Annotated in this window: 16 protein-coding genes and 1 tRNA gene; 8 read left to right on the top strand and 9 right to left on the bottom strand. The window is 73.0% G+C overall.

Features of this window, described 5'->3' with window-relative positions; all coding sequences use genetic code 11:
* Positions 1-452: 452 nt before the first annotated feature.
* Complete coding sequence (locus tag ABD832_RS15680; protein ID WP_344894978.1) at positions 453-2,069, top strand: S1 family peptidase; 1,617 nt, start codon at positions 453-455, stop codon at positions 2,067-2,069.
* Positions 2,070-2,303: 234 nt separating this feature from the next.
* Entirely contained in the window at positions 2,304-3,137 is an 834-nt protein-coding gene (locus ABD832_RS15675) for a sugar phosphate isomerase/epimerase family protein (RefSeq protein WP_344894976.1), read from the top strand.
* Positions 3,138-3,190: 53 nt separating this feature from the next.
* Here the strand turns inward: ABD832_RS15675 and ABD832_RS15670 are convergent.
* A tRNA-Lys gene (locus tag ABD832_RS15670) sits at positions 3,191-3,264 on the bottom strand.
* A 101-nt stretch (positions 3,265-3,365) separates the two neighbouring features.
* Here ABD832_RS15670 and ABD832_RS15665 point away from each other — a divergent pair.
* Both ABD832_RS15665 and ABD832_RS15660 read left to right on the top strand, forming a co-directional pair.
* Positions 3,366-4,217: an AAA family ATPase gene (locus ABD832_RS15665; protein WP_344894973.1), complete on the top strand. Its 852-nt coding sequence runs from the start codon at positions 3,366-3,368 to the stop codon at positions 4,215-4,217.
* Between the two features lie 88 nt (positions 4,218-4,305).
* Positions 4,306-5,679 (top strand): vWA domain-containing protein, encoded by a 1,374-nt coding sequence (locus tag ABD832_RS15660; protein ID WP_344894971.1) that lies wholly within the window; start codon positions 4,306-4,308, stop codon positions 5,677-5,679.
* Between the two features lie 30 nt (positions 5,680-5,709).
* Here the strand turns inward: ABD832_RS15660 and ABD832_RS15655 are convergent, their stop codons facing one another.
* Positions 5,710-6,468, bottom strand: coding sequence for a nuclease-related domain-containing protein (locus ABD832_RS15655; RefSeq protein WP_344894968.1), 759 nt, complete (start codon positions 6,466-6,468; stop codon positions 5,710-5,712).
* 201 nt (positions 6,469-6,669) lie between these two features.
* Here ABD832_RS15655 and ABD832_RS15650 point away from each other — a divergent pair, with 201 nt between their 5' ends.
* A complete protein-coding gene (locus tag ABD832_RS15650; protein ID WP_344894965.1) occupies positions 6,670-7,254 on the top strand; it encodes a TetR/AcrR family transcriptional regulator in 585 nt (194 codons plus the stop codon).
* Positions 7,255-7,417: 163 nt separating this feature from the next.
* On the opposite strand, the gene ABD832_RS15645 is transcribed toward ABD832_RS15650, so the two are convergent.
* From ABD832_RS15645 to ABD832_RS15635, 3 genes are all read right to left on the bottom strand, one after another.
* Positions 7,418-8,506 (bottom strand): acyl-CoA dehydrogenase family protein, encoded by a 1,089-nt coding sequence (locus ABD832_RS15645; protein WP_344894962.1) that lies wholly within the window; start codon positions 8,504-8,506, stop codon positions 7,418-7,420.
* Positions 8,507-8,543: 37 nt separating this feature from the next.
* Positions 8,544-9,719, bottom strand: a complete 1,176-nt coding sequence (locus tag ABD832_RS15640; protein ID WP_413224175.1) for an acyl-CoA dehydrogenase family protein — start codon at positions 9,717-9,719, stop codon at positions 8,544-8,546.
* Positions 9,720-9,837: 118 nt separating this feature from the next.
* Entirely contained in the window at positions 9,838-11,043 is a 1,206-nt protein-coding gene (locus ABD832_RS15635) for an acyl-CoA dehydrogenase family protein (protein WP_344894959.1), read from the bottom strand.
* Positions 11,044-11,202: 159 nt separating this feature from the next.
* Here ABD832_RS15635 and ABD832_RS15630 point away from each other — a divergent pair, with 159 nt between their 5' ends.
* The gene (locus ABD832_RS15630; protein ID WP_344894956.1) at positions 11,203-11,784 is read left to right on the top strand and encodes a GNAT family N-acetyltransferase; all 582 of its coding nucleotides are present in this window, start codon (positions 11,203-11,205) and stop codon (positions 11,782-11,784) included.
* Positions 11,785-11,873: 89 nt separating this feature from the next.
* On the opposite strand, the gene ABD832_RS15625 is transcribed toward ABD832_RS15630, so the two are convergent.
* Positions 11,874-12,455, bottom strand: coding sequence for a TetR/AcrR family transcriptional regulator (locus tag ABD832_RS15625; RefSeq protein ID WP_344894953.1), 582 nt, complete (start codon positions 12,453-12,455; stop codon positions 11,874-11,876).
* A 73-nt stretch (positions 12,456-12,528) separates the two neighbouring features.
* Between ABD832_RS15625 and ABD832_RS15620 the strand changes: the two genes are divergently transcribed.
* Positions 12,529-13,767 carry an FAD-dependent monooxygenase gene (locus tag ABD832_RS15620; protein WP_344894950.1) on the top strand — a complete coding sequence of 413 codons (1,239 nt, stop codon included), beginning with the start codon at positions 12,529-12,531 and terminating at the stop codon, positions 13,765-13,767.
* A 95-nt stretch (positions 13,768-13,862) separates the two neighbouring features.
* Here ABD832_RS15620 and ABD832_RS15615 read toward each other — a convergent pair whose 3' ends face one another.
* The 3 genes from ABD832_RS15615 to ABD832_RS15605 form a co-directional block, all read right to left on the bottom strand.
* Positions 13,863-14,750, bottom strand: coding sequence for a DMT family transporter (locus ABD832_RS15615; RefSeq protein WP_344894947.1), 888 nt, complete (start codon positions 14,748-14,750; stop codon positions 13,863-13,865).
* A gap of 35 nt (positions 14,751-14,785) precedes the next feature.
* Positions 14,786-16,276, bottom strand: coding sequence for a pentapeptide repeat-containing protein (locus ABD832_RS15610; RefSeq protein WP_344894944.1), 1,491 nt, complete (start codon positions 16,274-16,276; stop codon positions 14,786-14,788).
* Positions 16,277-16,427: 151 nt separating this feature from the next.
* A complete protein-coding gene (locus ABD832_RS15605; RefSeq protein WP_344894941.1) occupies positions 16,428-16,793 on the bottom strand; it encodes a VOC family protein in 366 nt (121 codons plus the stop codon).
* Positions 16,794-17,114: 321 nt separating this feature from the next.
* Between ABD832_RS15605 and ABD832_RS15600 the strand changes: the two genes are divergently transcribed.
* Positions 17,115-18,149 carry a DMT family transporter gene (locus ABD832_RS15600; protein ID WP_344894938.1) on the top strand — a complete coding sequence of 345 codons (1,035 nt, stop codon included), beginning with the start codon at positions 17,115-17,117 and terminating at the stop codon, positions 18,147-18,149.
* The last annotated feature ends 60 nt before the right edge of the window (positions 18,150-18,209 follow it).

Raw genomic sequence — 18,209 nt, 5'->3', positions numbered from 1 at the left:
GGCCGCGGTGTGGTGGGACCGCCACCGCGACCGAGAATCACGTTCGGGTACAAGCAGATCCGCGCGCCGGGACGGGGGACCCCGACCGGCACAGCGCTACGCCATACCCTCGATCCGGTCCTCGACTCCCCGTGACGTGGCCGGACACGGTACGCCCTGCGCCGTCCTGCACGGCCCGGCCGGGCGAGGTACGGGGAGCGCGCGGTGTGAGGACCGGCGGGGGTCGGCGCCCGCGTGGCGTGCGGGCTGTCAGGACCGGCGGGGGATCGGCATCCGCGTGGCGCGTGGGGTGTCAGGACCGGCGGGGGTCGGCGTCCGCGTGGCGCGAGGCCTTCACCGGCCCGGCCCCGGTCCGTGATCTAAGGTGGTGGTGTCCGTGTCATGTGGTCCGCCGGTGACATGGAGCGAATCCCCTCGAAGACTCCGCACGCAGAGGTTCGAGGAGAAGGCCCATGTCTCGCAGCCGTACCACCACGGCGGGATGCGTCCTGGCGACCGTCGCGTTCGTCCTGGCCACCGTTCCCGCGGTCGCCGACCACCGGACGACCGGCCCGGCCGACAAGCCGGCCACCGCGTCGGGGGCGTCGGGGATACCCGGAACATCGGGGACATCGGGGACGTCGTTCTCGCCGGGGACGACGGCCGCGACCGGGACGCCGGGCACCCGGACGGCACCGGCCGTGCGGATCGCACCGCCGCCGGGCATGCTGGAGGCCCTTCAGCGCGATCTGGGCCTGAACGCCGAACAAGCTCAGACCCGGTTGCTGAACGAGGCCCGCTTCACCCCGGTCGCGGAACGGCTGGGCAAGCTGCTCGGTCCCCGGTTCGCCGGCGCGTGGCTGCGCGGGAACACCGCGCACACGCTGGTGGTGGCGACCACCAGCGCCGCCGACATCCCGGTGATCCTCGCCGCGGGCGCCCAGGCCGACGTGGTCACCAGATCGCTGACGTTCCTCAACACCGTCAAGGCGAGACTGGATGCCACCCTTCCGCCGAAACCGCTGATCTCCAGCGTTCGCTACGTCGACGTCAAGGGCAACCGGGTGGTCGTGCTGACCCCGCGGCCCGACGAGGCCGAGACCGTCATCGAAGCCTCCGGCATAGACACCGGCGCGGTGCTCATCCTGCCCTCCACCGAGGTCCCTCAGCCGCTGTTCGACCTGGTCGGCGGCAACGCCTTCTACATCGGCGTGACCCGGCGCTGCTCGATCGCCTTCTCCGTCCTCAAGGACAACCAGGCCGGGTTCGTCACCGCCGGTCACTGCGGCAAGAAGGGCGCGGTCACCACCGGCTACAACCGTGTCACCCAGGGGGTCTTCCAGGCGTCGTCCTTCCCCGTCGACGACTACGCCTGGGTCGGCGTCAACTCCGCCTGGACGGCCACCCCTGCGGTGAACAACGGCCAGGGCGGCACGGTCCCGGTCTCCGGTGCCAAGCCCGCCATCGAGGGGGCCTCGGTCTGCCGGGCCGGCTCCACCACCGACTGGCACTGCGGTCTCATCCAGCAGCGTGACGCCAGCGTCACCTACCCCCAGGGCACCGTCTTCGGGCTGACCCGCACCAGCGTCTGCGCCGAGTCCGGCGACTCGGGCGGCTCCCTCATCTCCGCCGACCAGGCCCAGGGCATCGCCTCGGGCGGCTCGGGCGACTGCAGTCTGGGCGGCATCACCTACTTCCAGCCCCTGCTGGAGGTCCTGCTCGCCTACGGCCTGGAGTTGAGGACGACCGCGGGCAACCCCCCGCCGCCGAGCACCGGCACCTGCACCGGCTACTCCGTCACCCACGACGGGGCCCTGGGCGCCGGGGAGTCCGCCTACCAGCCGAGGAGGGTCCCCTACACGACGAAGGTCGCGGGGCCCCATCTCGGCTGCCTGGACGGCCCCCTGGGCGCCGACCTCGACCTGTACCTGCAGAAGCTGACCGGCACGACCTGGAGGACCGTGGCCACCGCCGACGGCGCCGGCCCGGACGAGAGGATCAGCTACACCGGCACGCCGGGCCGCTACCGCTACAAGGTGACCGCCACGGCCGGCTCGGGTGCCTACACCCTGGGCTTCAGCGCCCCCTGACCCGTCTCCCGTCTCCCGTCTCCCGGCCCCCGTCTCCCGGACCCCAGGGGGACGGACCGGCCCGGACGTCCCGGGCCGGTCCGTCCCCGCCGGGGCCCCGTCGTTCCGCGCCCGGTGCGACGGGATGCCGGGATACGGTGAGCGTGCCCGACGGGCCGGCGTCCCGCGAGGCGGGGCCCGACGGGGCGAGGCCGGGCCGGGAGCACGGAGCCGGGTCGTGGGAGACGGGGTGCGATGAGACGGGTGCCGTTCCTGACGTCGGGGATGTGCAGTGTCACCTACCGGCCGCTGAGCGCGGACCGGATCGTCGAGCTGGCCGCCGGTGCCGGGCTCGACCGCGTCGAGTGGGGCCAGGACGCGCACGTCCCGCTGGGCGACGAGGCCGAGGCGCGGCGCGTGGCCGAGGCGACCAGGGCCGCGGGCCTGGAGGTGTCGGCCCTGGGCTCCTACTACCGGGCGGGCGTCGTCACCGACCCGGAAGAGGACCGGCGCGTGTGGCGGCAGGTGCTCGGCGCGGCGCGCGCGCTCGGCGCCCCGCGCATCAGGGTCTGGGCCGGGAACACCGCCTCGGCGGCCGTGGACGCGGCCGGGCGCCGCCGGATCCTGGACGGCCTGAGACGGTGCGTCGACAGCGCGGCGGAGACGACGACGGACGACGGGACCGGCGTCACCGTCGCCACCGAGTTCCACGACGGCACCCTCACCGACGAGATCGTCTCGGCCCGGTCGATGCTGGACGACGTCCCGGGCCTGCGGACGTACTGGCAGCCGCCGAACGGGATGCCGGACGAGCAGGCCCTGGCGGGGCTGGAGGCCGTGCTGGACCGGGTGGACGGGGTGCACGTGTTCAGCTGGTGGCCGACGCCGCGGGAGCGGTGGCCGCTGGAGCACCGGGAGGCGCTGTGGCGCAGTGCCCTGGCCATGGTCGCGGCGACGGGACGGCGGATCGACACGTCCCTGGAGTTCGTCCCGGGCGACGACCCCGCGGTGCTGTCGCGGGAGGCGGCGACCCTGCGGCGCTACCTGCTGGACGCCTGCGCGGGAGACGACGCGGGCCGTCCGGCCTGAGGAGAACGATACGGGCACCGCGGCCTGAGGCCGGGGTGCCCGTGTCGTCGAGGTGCGCCGCCAGGGACTCGAACCCCGGACCCGCTGATTAAGAGTCAGCTGCTCTAACCAACTGAGCTAGCGGCGCGTGAAGCCCTTGAAGGATAGCGCACATCGGGCAGGGCTTCGAAATCCGGGACGATCACCCGCTAAGCTAGAACAAAATTCGGTCCTGTACTGGGAGCTCACATGTGGTTCGCCTCGCCCTCCGACGCCGGTGAGCGGCTCGGCGCCGTCGACTACCTCTCCGACGACTCCATCTCGACCTCGGTGTTCCTGGCGGGCGCGCTCGGCAAGCCACTCCTCGCCGAGGGTCCCGCGGGGGTGGGCAAGACCCAGCTCGCCAAGGCCGTGGCGGAGACCACCGGCGCGCGGCTGGTCAGGTTGCAGTGCTACGAGGGCCTGGACGAGGCCAGGGCGCTGTACGAGTGGAACTACAAGAAGCAGCTCCTGCGCATCCAGGCCGGGCAGGGCGAGGACTGGGACGCCACCCACGACGACATCTTCACCGAGGAGTTCCTGCTGGAACGGCCGCTGCTCGCCGCGATCCGGTCCGAGACGCCGGTGGTCCTGCTGATCGACGAGATCGACAAGGCCGACGTGGAGGTCGAGGGGCTGCTGCTGGAGATCCTGTCGGACTACCAGGTCACCATCCCCGAACTCGGCACGATCACCGCCGTGCGCAGGCCGTACGTGGTGCTGAGCTCCAACGCCACCCGGGAGCTGTCCGAGGCGCTCAAGCGGCGCTGCCTCTACCTGCACCTGGAGTACCCGACGCCCGAGCGCGAGCGGGACATCGTGCTGGCCCGGGTGCCCTCGATCGAGGCGAGCCTGGCCGAGCAGCTCGCCCGCACGGTCGCGACCCTGCGCACCCTGGAGCTGAAGAAGGCGCCCTCGATCGCCGAGACGATCGACTGGGCCAACACCCTGATCGCCCTGGGCAGGACCGAACTGGACGAGGAGGCGATCGGGGCCACCCTGGGCGTCGTGCTCAAGCACGCCTCCGACCAGACCCGGGCGCGCAAGGAGCTCGCGCTGTGACCCCCGGACAGGGGTCCGGACCTCGGGTGGAAGCGGGGACGGGAACGGGACCTCGGACGAGGACGGGACCCGGGACGGGAGGGCCGCGATGAGCCTGCTCGACCGGCACGTGGGGTTCGTGCACGCGCTGCGCGAGGCCGGGTTGCCGGTCTCACCGGCCGAGGGCCTGGACGCGGCCAGGGCGCTGGAGGTGATCGACCTGGCCGAGCGGGAGTCGCTGCGCGCCGCGTACGCCGCGACGCTGGTCAAGCGGCCCTCGCACCGTCCGGGCTTCGACACGCTGTTCGACCTGTGGTTCCCCGCCTCCACGACCGGCCTGCAGGCCGCGCGCGAGGACGGGCCGGACCTGGAGAGCGCCGGGGTCCCCGAGCTGCGCGACCGGCTGGCGGAGCTGCTGCTGGAGGCCGAGGACCGCAAGGGCCACAGCCAGGGGATGAACGCGTTCGCGCGGGCCATGGTGGGCCGTTTCGGCCGCCAGCCCGCCGGGCCCGGCAGGCAGAACTGGTTCTCCTACCCGGTGATGCGGACCCTGTCCCCCGAGACGCTCATGGCGCGGCTGCTGGCCGAGGTCCTGGCGGGCCGGGAGCGCGGCGGGCTGGCCGAGAAGGTCGCCCGGCAGCGCATCGGCGAGAACATCGAGCGCTTCGCGGAGGCGGTCTCCACCGACGTGCGCCGCCGGATCGCCGAGGACTCCGGGATCGAGCGGATCGCCCGCTCCTCCGTACGCCCGCCGCTGGAGCAGCTCGACTTCCTGCGCGTCACCAAGGCCGATCTGGCCAGGCTCCGCCGGGAGGTGCACCCGCTGGCGCGCCGCCTGGCCGCCCGGCTGACCGTCAAGCACCGGCTCGGCCACCGGGGCCGGCTGGACTTCCGCCGGACCGTACGGGCCTCGCTCTCCAGCGGCGGGGTGCCGCTGACCACCTTCAACAGGCCGCGACGGCCGCACAAGCCCGAGCTGGTCGTCCTGTGCGACGTCAGCGACTCGGTCGCCTCCTTCGCGCACTTCACCCTGCTGCTGACGTACGCGCTGCGCGAGCAGTTCGCCAAAGTGCGGGCGTTCGGGTTCGTGGACACCGTCGACGAGATCACCCGGTTCTTCGTGCCGGGCGCCGACGTGGTGGAGGCGATGACCCGGCTGACGAAGGAGGCCGACATGGTGCGGTTCGGCCGGACCGACTACGGCCACGCGCTGGAGGCGTTCGCCGAACGCTACGGCGACAGCGTCGGGCCCAAGACCTCCCTGCTGATCCTGGGCGACGCCCGGTCCAACTACCAGCCCCCCGCCCTGGCCACGCTGAAGCGCCTGGCCCGGGACGCCCGGCACGCCTACTGGCTCAATCCGGAACCGACCGCCCAGTGGGACACCGGCGACTCCCTGGCCACGGCGTACGGCGGGGTGGTGCCGATGTACGAGTGCCGCAACGTCGCGCAGCTCGCGTCCTTCATCGAGGAACTCGCCTGAGCGGGACCCGTCCGGGACGGGTGGGTGGTGTCAGCTCATCCGGCGCAGCACCCGGGCGGCGGTCCTGGCCAGCAGCTCCACCTGGGTCTCGTCGAACTCGGCCCGCGGGCCGTTGCGGATCCAGCGCGCGACCAGGCGGGGCTTGAGCAGGGTGATCCCCTCCGCGGTGACCGACCGCCGAAGCTGCCCGCCGTGCACGGCGATCAGCGGCTCGATGGTCACCGGGACGCCCGACTCGCGGGAGAGCACCTCGGCCAGCGCCTCGGACACCTCCACGAGCGCCTTGGCCGTCTTCGTGCCGTACTTCTCGCCGAGGAACAGCCGGTCGCCGTACCGGGCGATCTCGGTGTCGGGGTCCCACGCCTCGTTGTCGACCACCCAGACGCCGCCGGGGCCGATGACGAGGTGGTCGATCGAGGCCTTGCCCGGGACGGAGCGGCCGTCCAGGATCTGGTACCCGGCCCTGCGCAGCCTGCGGCGGAGCAGCTTGCCGGTGATCGTCGCCCCCCTGCGCCTGCCGCGCCAGACCGCGGTGGCGTCGTACTGCCTCCAGGCCCACAGCGCGTCCCCCGCGGCGACGAGCAGGCCGCAGAGCAGGCCGACGACCGGCATGAACAGGTCGAACCGGTAGGCCAGCGCGACGCCCACGACCAGTCCGGCCACGGCCTTGACCGCGCGCATCTTCCTGCGCTCGCCGGCCTCTTTGATCCAGAACTGTTCGTACATGACCTGGGGCGACAGGCCGTGGACCTGGTCGACCGGGGTGACGTAGATAGATCCGCCGGGCATAGCGAACCCCCATGATTGAACGGCCGAGGAAGGGAGGAGGCGGATCTGCCACGCTGAAGATCCCTGCGCTATGAAATACCCAAATTGGAGCTCCAGCTATCCCCGGCCCGTGAAGGTGACGCAACTAACACGCATTCGCCAGAGGACCACGGTGGAACCGACCAGTCGGTATGCTTTCCCTCACCACATCATGGGGGACGTATGACTCAGGACCAGGAGCCGGTACGGCAGCGGCTGCTCGGCGAGGCCACCCGCCTGTTCGCCGAGCAGGGCTTCGAGAGCACCTCCGTGCAGGAGGTCGTCTCGGCGGCCGGCGTCACCAAGGGCGCGATGTACCACTACTTCGACTCCAAGGACGACCTGCTCCACGAGATCTACGGGCGCGTGCTCCGCATGCAGATGGAGCGGCTGACCCACATCGCCGACGGCCCCGGGTCGGTGTCCGAGCGCCTGCACGCCGCCGCCGCGGACGTCGTGACGACCACCGTGGACAACCTGGACGACTCCAAGATCTTCTTCCGCTCGATGCACCTGCTCGCCCCGGACACGCGCAAGGTCGTCCGGGCCGAGCGGCGCAACTACCACGAGCGTTTCCGCGACCTGGTCACCGAGGGGCAGCGCGAGGGCACCTTCAGGAACGACGTGCCCGCCGACATCGTCGTGGACTTCTTCTTCGGGTCCGTGCACCACCTGGGCACCTGGTACAGCCCCGACGGCCCCCTCTCGGGTGCCGCGCTGGGGGCCCACTTCGCCGACCTGCTCCTCACCTCGCTCCGGCCGCAGTAGCCGGACGCGGTGACCGGCCGCGGTGACCGGCCGCTCCGGCCGCTCGCGGTGACCGGCCGCTCCGGCCGCACGCGCCGACCGCCCGTGCAGACCCGCATGTGCCGACCCGGTCGCGGTGACCGGCCGGGGCCGCCCCGGGAGGGACGGCCCCGGAACGGACCGGTCAGGCCGGCGCGGGCAGGTCCGCCAGGGTCGCCAGCGCCTCCCGGTGGGCCCCGGGGGTGCCGAGCGCGATCTCGGTGGCCTTGGCGCGCTTGAGGTACAGGTGCACCGGGTGCTCCCAGGTCATCCCGATCCCGCCGTGCAGCTGGACGCTCTCCTCGGCGACGTGCACCGCCACCTCCGAGCACCACGACGCGGCCACCGCGGCCGCCAGCTCGCGGTCCTCGGGCGTGTGGGCCACACCCGCGTCCTCGGCCAGCAGGTCGGCGGCGTTCCTCGCGGCGGCGCGGGCGCGCACCACGTCCAGCCAGAGGTCGGCCATGCGGTGCTTGATCGCCTGGAAGGACCCCACCGGCCGGGCGAACTGGTGGCGCTCCTTGATGTAGGAGAGCGTGGTGTTCAGGCACCACTCGGCGACGCCGAGCTGCTCCGAGGCGAGCAGGCCCGCGCCGAAGCTCAGCAGCCGGCGCACGTCGATCGCGCCGACCTCCTCCCCGGCCACGCCGGAGAACGTGAGGGTGGAGACCGGCCTCGTCAGGTCGAGCGACGGCACCGTCTCGATCCGGACGTCCGCGGCCCTGACCCGGTAGAGCGCCGTCCCGACGGGCACGAGCAGCACGTCCGCCACGTCCGCGCCCGCCACCGCCCCGACCTCCCCGCTCAGGGCACCGTCCGTGACGGTGACGGTCGCGGGCAGCGGCCGGTACGGCGAGGCCGCCAGCGACACCGCGAGGGCCGCCGTCGTCTCCCCCGAGGCGAGCTCCTGGATCAGGTCCCCCTCGCCCGCCAGCAGCAGGGCCTTGGTGGCCAGCACGGAGCTGGTGAGGAACGGCAGCGGCGCCACGGCCCGTCCCAGCTCCTCCAGCACCACCGCGACCTCCCGGGCCGACGCCCCGGCGCCGCCGTGCTCCTCCGGCACGAGCAGGCCCGCCACCCCGATCTCCCGGGACAGCGTCTTCCACAGGTCCATGTCGTACGGCGTCTCGGACTCGACGCGCCTCAGCACCGCGCCGGACCCGCTACGGTCCGCGAGGAGGTCGCGCACGGAGGCCCGGAGCTCCTCCTCGACCTCGGTATACAACAGCGTCACAGGTCGCTCACCGCTCCTCGTTCGTTTCCGCCCGCCGTCACCGCGGCAGGTCCTTCCAGGGCACGTCCTTGTCGACGCGGGGTTCCGAGGGCAGCCCGAGCACGCGCTCGGCCACGATGTTGCGCAGGATCTCCGAGGTGCCGCCCTCGATGGAGTTGCCCTTGGCCCGCAGGTAGCGGTACCCCGCGCCCCGGCCGAAGAAGTCGACGGTGTCGGAGCGGCGGAAGGTCCAGTCGTCGTAGGTCAGCCCCTCCTCACCGCGCAGTTCCACGTCCAGTCCGGACAGGGCCTGGTTGAGGGAGGCGAAGGCGAGCTTCATCCCCGAGCCCTCGGGGCCCGGCTGCCCGGCGGAGAGCTGCTCGCGCAGGCGCGTCCCGGCCAGGCGGGTCACCTCCGCCTCCACCCAGAGGCGGAGCAGGCGCTGGTGCAGGTCGTGGGTGCGCAGCTCGGGCCGGGAGCGCCAGGTCTCCGACACCAGGCCGACCACGCCGCCGCCCCGCTTGACCGGCGCGCCGCCGATCGCGACCCGCTCGTTCATCAGCGTGGTCTGCGCGACCCGCCAGCCGTCGCCGACCTCGCCCAGCCGCAGGTCGTCACCGAGCCGTACGCCGGTGAGGAAGACCTCGTTGAACTCGGCCTCGCCGGTGATCTGCCGCAGCGGCCTGACCTCGACCCCCGGGGCCTGCATGTCGCACACGAAGTAGGTCATGCCGCGGTGCTTGGGCACGTCCACGTCGGTCCTGGCGACCAGGATCGCCCACCGGGAGTGGTGCGCACCCGAGGTCCACACCTTCTGCCCGTCCACCACCCACTCGTCGCCGTCCCGGACCGCGCGGGTGCCGAGCGTGGCCAGGTCCGACCCGGCGCCGGGCTCGCTGAAGAGCTGGCACCAGATCTCCTCGCCGGTCCACAGCGGGCGCAGGAACCGCCTGCGCTGCCCCTCGGTGCCGAACGCCAGGATCGTCGGCGCCGCCATGCCCAGCCCGATCGTCTGCAGTCCCGGGTTGATCTGCGGCGTCCCGGCGAGCTCCTGCTCGACGACGTTCTGCAGCTCGCGGGCGGCCCCGAGCCCGCCCAGGCCCTCGGGGAAGTGCACCCAGGCCAGCCCGGCGTCGAACCGGGCCCGCAGGAACTCCAGCCGGTCCCCGGCCGGGTCGTGCTCGGCCAGGAACGCGGCGACGCGTTCCCTGACCGCCTTCTCGTCCAGCGCCACGGGCGCTCCCTTCGTCGATCTCCGTCGATTCGCGCGCCCCGCGGCCCCGGGACGCCCCGCCGTCACCGCCCCCGCCTCACCGCCCCGGTTCCCGTACGGCAGGGGGGAGGCGAGGCGGTCAGGGCATGTACTTCTTGAGCTCCCGGTAGGCAAGGGAGCGCTTGTGGACCTCGTCGGGCCCGTCCGCGAGCCGCAGCGAGCGCGCGCCCGCCCACAGGCCGGCCAGCGGGAAGTCCTGGCTGACCCCTCCGGCGCCGTGCGCCTGGATGGCCTTGTCCAGGATCCACTCCACGTCGCGCGGGGTGGCGATCTTGATGGCCTGGATCTCGGTGTGGGCCCCCCGGTTGCCGACGGTGTCCATCAGCCAGGCGGTCTTCAGCACGAGCAGCCGCAGTTGCTCGATCCTCACCCGCGACTCGGCGATCCAGTCCTGGACGACGCCCTGCTGGGCGATCGGCCTGCCGAACGCGGTCCGCTCCAGGGTGCGGGTGCACATCAGCTCGACCGCCCGCTCGGCCATCCCGATCAGCCGCATGCAGTGGTGGATGCGGCCGGGCCCCAGGCGGGCCTGGGCGATCGCGAAGCCGCCGCCCTCCTCGCCGATCAGGTTGTCGACCGGCACCCGGGCGTCCTCGAAGACGATCTCGGCGTGCCCGCCGTGGTCGGAGTCGGAGTAGCCGAAGACGTGCATGCCCCGCTTGACGTGCATCCCGGGCGTGTCACGCGGGACGAGGATCATCGACTGCTGCCGGTGCGAGGACGCCTCGGGGTCGGTCTTGCCCATCACGATGAAGATCCTGCAGTTGGGGTTCATCGCGCCGGAGGCGAACCACTTGCGGCCGTTGACGACGTACTCGGAGCCGTCCCTGACGATGGACAGGGCGATGTTCGTGGCGTCGGAGGAGGCGGTGTCCGGCTCGGTCATGGCGAACGCCGACCGGATCTCACCGCGCAGCAGCGGCTCCAGCCACTGCTCGCGCTGCCACCGGCTGCCGAACATGGAGAGGACCTCCATGTTGCCGGTGTCGGGGGCGGCGCAGTTGGTCGCGGCCGGGGCGATCCTGGGCGAGCGGCCCATGATCTCGGCCAGCGGCGCGTACTGGAGGTTCGTCAGACCCGCGCCGTGCTCGCCGGGCAGGAACAGGTTCCACAGGTCCCGTTTGCGCGCCTCCTCCTTGAGGTCCTCCAGCAGCGGCGGGGCGGCCCACCCGCTCTCGGCGGCCTGGGCCTCGAACGCCTCCTCCGCCGGGTAGACGCACTCGTCCATGAAGGCGAGCAGCCGTTCCCTCAGCTTCTCGGTCTGGGCGTCGAACGCGAAATCCATGGGGTCTCCTCACGGTCTCCCGTGAGCGTACCGACCGGACGGTATGAGTGTCGACAGGCCGGGAGGACGGACCCGGCCGGTCCGTCCGCCGAGTGGTCCTCGCGAACGCGCTGCGAGTGGACCTACGGACAGGTCCACCCGGGATCCTAGAGTCGCCCCATGACCGCGAAGATGCCCGACCCCGTCGTTCTCGAGGGCGACACCGTACGCCTGGAGCCGCTGACCCCCGGCCACTTCCCCGACCTGTTCCTGGCCGGGGGCGGCGACGAGGAGATCTGGCGCTGGGTGACCTACGACCCCCCTCGTACCGAGGCGGAGCTGGCCGAGATCGCGACCGCCCTGATCGAGGCGCCGGACCACGTCCCGTTCGCCGTGATCCTGCGCGAGACCGGCCGCGCGACCGGCTGGACCACCTACATCGACACCCCCGGGTACGCCGAGAGCATCGAGATCGGCTGGACCTGGTACGCCAGGTCCGTGTGGCGCTCCGCGGTGAACACCGAGTGCAAGGTCCTGCTGATCGACCACGCCTTCGACGTGCTGGGCATGAGCAGGGTGCAGCTCAAGACCGACGACCTGAACCTCCGCTCGCAGAACGCCATCGGGCGCATCGGCGGCGTCCACGAGGGCACGTTGCGCCGCCATCGCCGCCGCGCCGACGGCACCTGGCGCAACACCGTCTACTTCGGCATCCTCGACGACGAATGGCCCGCCCACCGCGCCCGCCTCACCGGCCGCTGAGGTCGGCGGTTTCCGGTTTCCGGTTTCCGGTCGCCGATCCGCCGATCCACCGGGCCGACGGGTCCGCGGGTCCCGGCCACCGGGGCCCGTCAGGCCCGCGGTTCCCGGCCGAGCACGCCGCGCAGCAGTTCCCTGACCCCCAGCCGCAGGTCGTCCAGGCTCGGCTCGACACCGGCACCGACGACGGCGTCGAACATCACCCCCTCGCTGAAGGCGACCAGCAGGCGGGCGTGCCGTACCGGATCGGAGGATCCCGCGGCGGCCAGGATCGCGACCGCGGGGTCGCGGAACCGCTGCCCGGCCAGGTCGTAGATCGTGCGCAGCTCGGGGCGCCGGGTGGCCTCCAGGGCCAGCTCGTAGCGGGCGATCAGCATCTCGCGGCCGGCGGTCAGCTGCGTCCGCAGCGCCTGGGCCGTCATCTCCACCAGGACGTCCACCACGTCCGTCTCCGCGGCGTTCAGCAGCGGCGCGAACGCGCCGGCTTCCAGCCGGGCGAGCCGCGCGAGGGTCAGCTCCAGCAGGGCGGACCGGGTGCGGGCCAGGTTCGAGGTCGACCCCGGCGGCAGGCCCGCCGCCTCGTCCACGGCCCGGTGGGTCAGACCGCGCATGCCTCGCTGTGCCAGCAGGGTGATGGCGGTGTCGGCGACCAGGTCGGCACGCGGTGACGTCACCTTTCCATACTACATTTGTAGTTGGACTACGGATGTAGTAAATTTCACTACATCCGTAGTGAGGGGATGGGTCATGGCACACGCAGTGGTCATCGGCGCGGGCATCGGCGGGCTGACGGCGGCGGTCGCGTTGCGCCGCCGGGGCTGGGAGGTGACGGTGTTCGAGCGGGCGGCGTCCCTGGAGCCGGTCGGCTCCGGCCTGGGCATCGCCGCGAACGCGCTCAGGGCGCTGGACACGATCGGCGCCGGCGACGACGTCCGCGCGCTGTCGGCGGTCCAGGGCTCGGGCGGCTTCCGCCGTTCCGACGGCCGGTGGCTGCTGAGGACCACCGTGGAGGCGACCGCCGCGCGCAACGGCGGCGACTCGCTGGTGCTGCTGCGCCGCTCGGACCTGGTCGACGTGCTCTTCTCGCGGCTGGAGGCGGGCACGGTCCGGCTGGGCACGCCCGTCCTCCGGGTCGATCCGGACAACGGGCTGGTGGTCCTCGCGCGGGAGCAGGTGACGGCGGACCTGGTGGTGGCGGCCGACGGCATCCACTCCCCCGTCAGGTCCACGCTGTTCCCCGGGCACCCCGGCCCGCGCTACGCGGGCGTCACCAGCTGGCGGCTGCTCGTCCCGGCCGACCACGTCCCGGGCCGGGCCCACGAGAGCTGGGGACACGGGAGGGTCTTCGGCGTGATGCCGCTGGCCGCGGGAAGGGTCTACTGCTACGCCACCGACACCGTCCCTGCGGGTGGCGACCGCCGCGCGGACGGTGACGCCAGTGGCGACGCGAACGGCGACGGCGGGGATCAGCTGGCCGAGCTGCGGCGGCTGTTCGGGGACTGGCACTCCCCGATCCCGGAGCTCCTGGCCGCGGCCTCGCCGCGGGACGTGCTGAGGAACGACGTGTATCACCTGGCCACCCCGCTGCCCGCCATGCACCGGGGCAGGATCGCCCTGCTGGGCGACGCCGCGCACGCCATGACCCCCAACATGGGCCAGGGGGCCTGCCAGGCGATCGAGGACGCGGTGGTCCTGGCCCATGCGATGGGCTCCCCCGGACACGCCGTGCCGGACGGCTCGCGCGGCGGGCGGGAGGGGACCCTCGGCGGGGAGAACGGCGGGCTTGCCGCCTACACCGCCGCCCGCCTGGAGCGCACCTCGAAGATCATGGCCAGGTCCGCGACGATCTGCCGCGTCAGCCGGATGCGCAACCCCCTGGCCGTACGGCTGCGTGACACCGCGCTGGCGGTCGGCTGGCGGCTCGCCCCGTCGCGCGTGAACGGCGCCATGGACGAGGTGCTCGGCTGGACACCGCCCGCGGACTGACCGATCGGGGTGCCCAGGGTGAGAGGGACGGCCTCGGGAGGGGACGTCCACGACGGGACGGACACGCCCTCACCACGGGGCGACTACGGGGGCGGCTACGGGGAGACGGACTCCTTCTCGCGGACCGCGGCCGGGACGCCGTGGTCCGGCGAGAGCCTTCCCAGGGTGACCGTTCCCCAGACCAGCAGCGCGGCGGCGCCCAGCGCGGGGATCACGTTCGCCCAGCCGCGGGGGACGGCCTCGTCGAGCAGGAGCGTGCCCGCCAGGATCGAGGTGACCGGGTCCACCACCTGAACGGCCGCATACGAGATCCCGAAATATCCCACCTCGTACGTCTTCTGCAGCAGCACGACCGCGAGGATGAGCAGCACCGGGATCGCCAGGGTGAACCAGTGGACCAGCATGGACAGGTCACCCTCGAAGGTGCCGCCCACCACCCGGACGAAGGTGGAGACGCTGGCCGTCACCGCCCCCGCGCCGACCGACAGCACGAGCGCCTGGGGGGAGCCGGTCATCCTCCGGCTCAGCAGGTGCGTGACCAGCACGACCAGCCCGACACAGCCCAGGAAGCCCAGCGCCTCCTGGTTCGTCATGTGCGGCCTCACCGGGTGGGAGGGGACCAGCAGCATCAGGACGAGCAGTCCCACGGCCACCGCCAGCGAGCCGAGGATCTCCGCCCGGTGCGGGCGCCTGCCGTGCAGCAACGCCGCCAGCGGCACCGCGAACACCAGCGTCGCCACGCTGATCGGCTGCACCGCGATCAGCGGCGCGAAGCTGAGGGCGACGGCGTGCAGGGAGGCCCCGGTGAAACCGATGACGCCGCCGAGCCACCAGCGGGGCCGCTTCATCAGCTTGAGCGAGGCGCCCTCGGAGACGGCCTCGAACTGCTGAAGCGCGGCCCCGAGCGCGTAGCCCAGCGCGCCGACCAGCGCGATCGATATCCCGACCCAGGTCATCGCCACCCCCCAGAGCGGACAGGGCATACGGAAAGAAGCGATTCTCGGGTCATCCCGCAAGCTTAGGGCGCCGGGGGAACGGGTAGGGACCCCCCTTCCACCAATCGTGAGATGTCCGAGCCGTCGTCGGCGGCCTCGCTCCACCCGCCGGGCCAGGACCGCTGCGTGCCGGGCACGGTACGGGCCCTCGCCTCCGCGAAGGAGGGGCCGGTACGGAACGTGGCCGTGCCGAAGAACGCCGCCCCCTCGAACGTGGCCTGGCGGAAGACGGCCTCACCGGTGAAGGCGGCACCGCCGAACAGCGCGGCCTCCGCGAAGACGGCCCCGCGGAAGGTCGCCCGGTCCTCGAAGGCCGCTCCGCCGAACAGCGCCGCCCCCTCGAACGTCGTGCCCGCGAAGTTCGCCCGCACCGCGAACACCGCGTCCCGGAACACCGCCTCCCGTGCGAACCGCGCGCCCCTGAAGGTCGCCGCACGGTCGCCGTACCTTGCCGGGCCGGAGACGCTCTCCTCCCGGCCGGAGACGCTCCCCTCCGGACCGGAGGGGCTCCCCGCCGCGCCGGAGACGTGCCCCGCCGGTTCGGGGACGGTGAAGACGGCTCCCCCGAACACCGCCCGTTCCGCGAAGAGGGCCCCTGCGAAGACGGCACCCCCCTCGAAGACGGCCCCGCCGAACCCGGCCCGGCGCATCCGGCAGTCACCGAGGTCGAGCTTCACCAGTCGCGCGCCGGTGAGGTCGAGGTCGATGCCGGGCCAGAACCGGACGGGCGGCACCGGTTCCGATCCGCTCCAGCGCAGGTGCTCGCCGAGGATCCGCTGCGCCGTGACGCGGACCTGGAGCTCCTGCGGGTCGACGGACGGACCGGTCTCCCGCTCCTCGTCGGACGGTTCCGCCGGTCCGGCCCAGAAAGGCATCCGCAGGTAGCCACAGATCACGTCGACGACCGTCTGGCGATGCTCGGGATTGTCCTGGGCGACCCGCTCCAGCGCGTACAGCCCGGCCAGCCGCACCGCGGCCCGCTCGTGGCCGAGCTGACCGGTCGCCCCGATGTAGAGCTCGGTCACGCGCTTCTCTGCGGCGTCGTACTCCTGGTGGGCCTGCGTCCGCTCCCCGAGCCACTGCCGGCGTACGCCGAGCAGGAGCGCCACCAGCCCGGCCGCTCCCGCGCCGACGGTCAGGCCGGTCTTGACCGCGTCCAGCCGCAGCTCGACGCGCCTGGCCGCGTCCGGCGCCGTGTCGGCGAGGGAGAGCAGGACGGCCGTGGTCCCCCAGACGGACACGGCGACGAGCACGGCTCCGGCGAGGACCCACCGCCGGGGCAGGACGCGCAGCACCGCACGCCCCTGTTCGCCGGACCGCCTCACCAGGCCCGCTCCCGCGACCGCGAGCACCGCGGCCGTCAGGGCGAGCACCCCGGACAGCGGTACGTAGGCCGCCACGTCCGGCGCCCCGGCCAGGGCCGCCACCGGCGTGGCCGTCGCCGCCGCCCCCGCCGCGACGAGCACCCCCACGCCGGCCGCCCGGCGCCCCGGCCGCCACCCCCATCGCCTCATGGGGGAAACTTCACCGCATCCCGCCGGAAACGTCCACGGGAACGAACCGGCCCGGTCACCCGGGGACGTCCGGAAGAGCGGCCCGGTCCTCCCGGGGATCTGTCCGGCCACCGCGGGAGACGTCCGGGAGAGCGGTGCGCGGGCGGGCCGGCTACTCGGCGGCGGGCGGGCAGAGACAGAACAGGTGCCCCTCCGGGTCGGCCAGGACGACCCAGTTCCCCTCCCCGGGCTGGAAGTCGGGCTTGGTGGCGCCGAGTTCCAGGTAGTCCTGGACGGCCCGGTCCAGGTCGGGGACGCGCACGTCGAGGTGGAACTGCTTGTCGGGGCCGGGCCAGGTGGACGGCTTGCGGTCGAGGTTCTGCTGGAAGTAGATGCTCATCGTGCCGTCACCGATGCCGGCGTAGGTGTCCTCGGCGTACTGGACCTCGTAACCGAGGACGGTCGCGTAGAACTCGGCCAGCCGCCTGGGCTCGGCGCAGTCGATGCTCACCGCGATGAATTGCGCTTTCGTGGTCATGTGCCGATCGTCCCGCCCGTACCTGTCACCTGATGTCAGGTTTCCGGAGGGGAACGGCCTGCTCGTCCACGCCTCCGGCCGTCCGGCGGACCCGGTGACCCGGCGCGGGTGGTGGCCCGGCGCGGGTGGTGGCCGGATACCTCCTGGCTCCGGGGAGGCGGACCCGGTTAGGGTGGCCCCGTGTTCCTGATCGTCTCTCCGCCCCCCGCCCGCTAGCGGGCGGCCCTCTCTCCTGACAGACCGGACCCGGGCGGTCCGGTGGGTGCTTGCCGTCCGCACACGTGCGACCTGACGACGAACACCTCATCTGGAGAGACCCTCATGACGCATGTCTCCGTACGCCGGGGCCTGCTGTACGTTTCCATCGCGGCGACCGCCTGGGGCACCGGCGGTGCCGCCGGCGCGCTGCTCGATCTGAGCGGCGGGATCGGCCCCGTCGCCGTCTCCTTCTGGCGGTTCGCCGCGGGGGCGGCCATGCTCCTGCTCGCCACCCGCCTGTTCGGCCTGGGGGGAACCCCGGGACACCGCTCACCCGCCGGCCCCTCCACCGGGAACGGGCCGGACGGTCACCGCTCCACCCGGCCCTCCATCGGGAACGGGCCGGACGGTCACCGGTCCGATCGGCCCTCCGTCGGGAACGGGGAGCGGCGCCGGTCCGGCCGGCCCCGCAACCTCGGCGCGATCCTGGTCACCGGCGCCGGGATGGCCGTCTACCAGACCGCGTACTTCGCGGCGATCGCGGACTCGGGCCTGGCCGTGGCGACCGTGGTCACCATCGGCGCCACCCCCGTCCTGGTGGCCGCCGGGGGCCGGCTGCTTCTGGGCGAACGGCTCGGCGCGGCCAGGCTGGGTTCGGTCACGGTCGCGCTGGCCGGTCTGGTCCTGCTGACCCTGGACGACGGGTCGGGGTCCTTCTCGGCGTCCGGCACCTGGTGGGCCCTGCTGTCGGCGGCGGGCTACGCGGGGGTGACGCTGCTCAACCGGGCCTTCGCGACGGAGCCGTACGCCACCGCGACGGGCGGCTTCGTCGTCGGCGGACTCTGCCTGCTGCCGATCGCGCTCGTCCAGGGCCTGCTGCCCTCCGGTGACCCGCTCGTCTTCTGGACGATCATCGTCTACCTCGGCGCGGTCCCGACGGCCCTGGCCTACGGCCTGTTCTTCATCGGCCTGGGCGCGGTACGCGCCACCACCGCCTCGGTGATCACGCTGGTGGAGCCGGTGGGCGCGGCGCTGCTGGGGGTCCTGCTGCTCGGTGAGCGGCTCACCCCGGCGGCGGTGTGCGGCGGGTGCCTGCTGCTCGGCGCGGTGGCCCTGCTGGCCCTGAACGAGAGGGGCCGCACGGGCGTCCCGGCCTGAGGACCGGCCCTGCCGGGCCTCGGCCGAGGCCCGGCAGGGACACCGGCGGGGACACCGGCG

It is taken from the genome of Streptosporangium longisporum, from assembly GCF_039534895.1.
Classification (GTDB): Bacteria; Actinomycetota; Actinomycetes; order Streptosporangiales; family Streptosporangiaceae; genus Streptosporangium; species Streptosporangium longisporum.
This window is presented reverse-complemented; position numbering and strand designations above follow the sequence as displayed.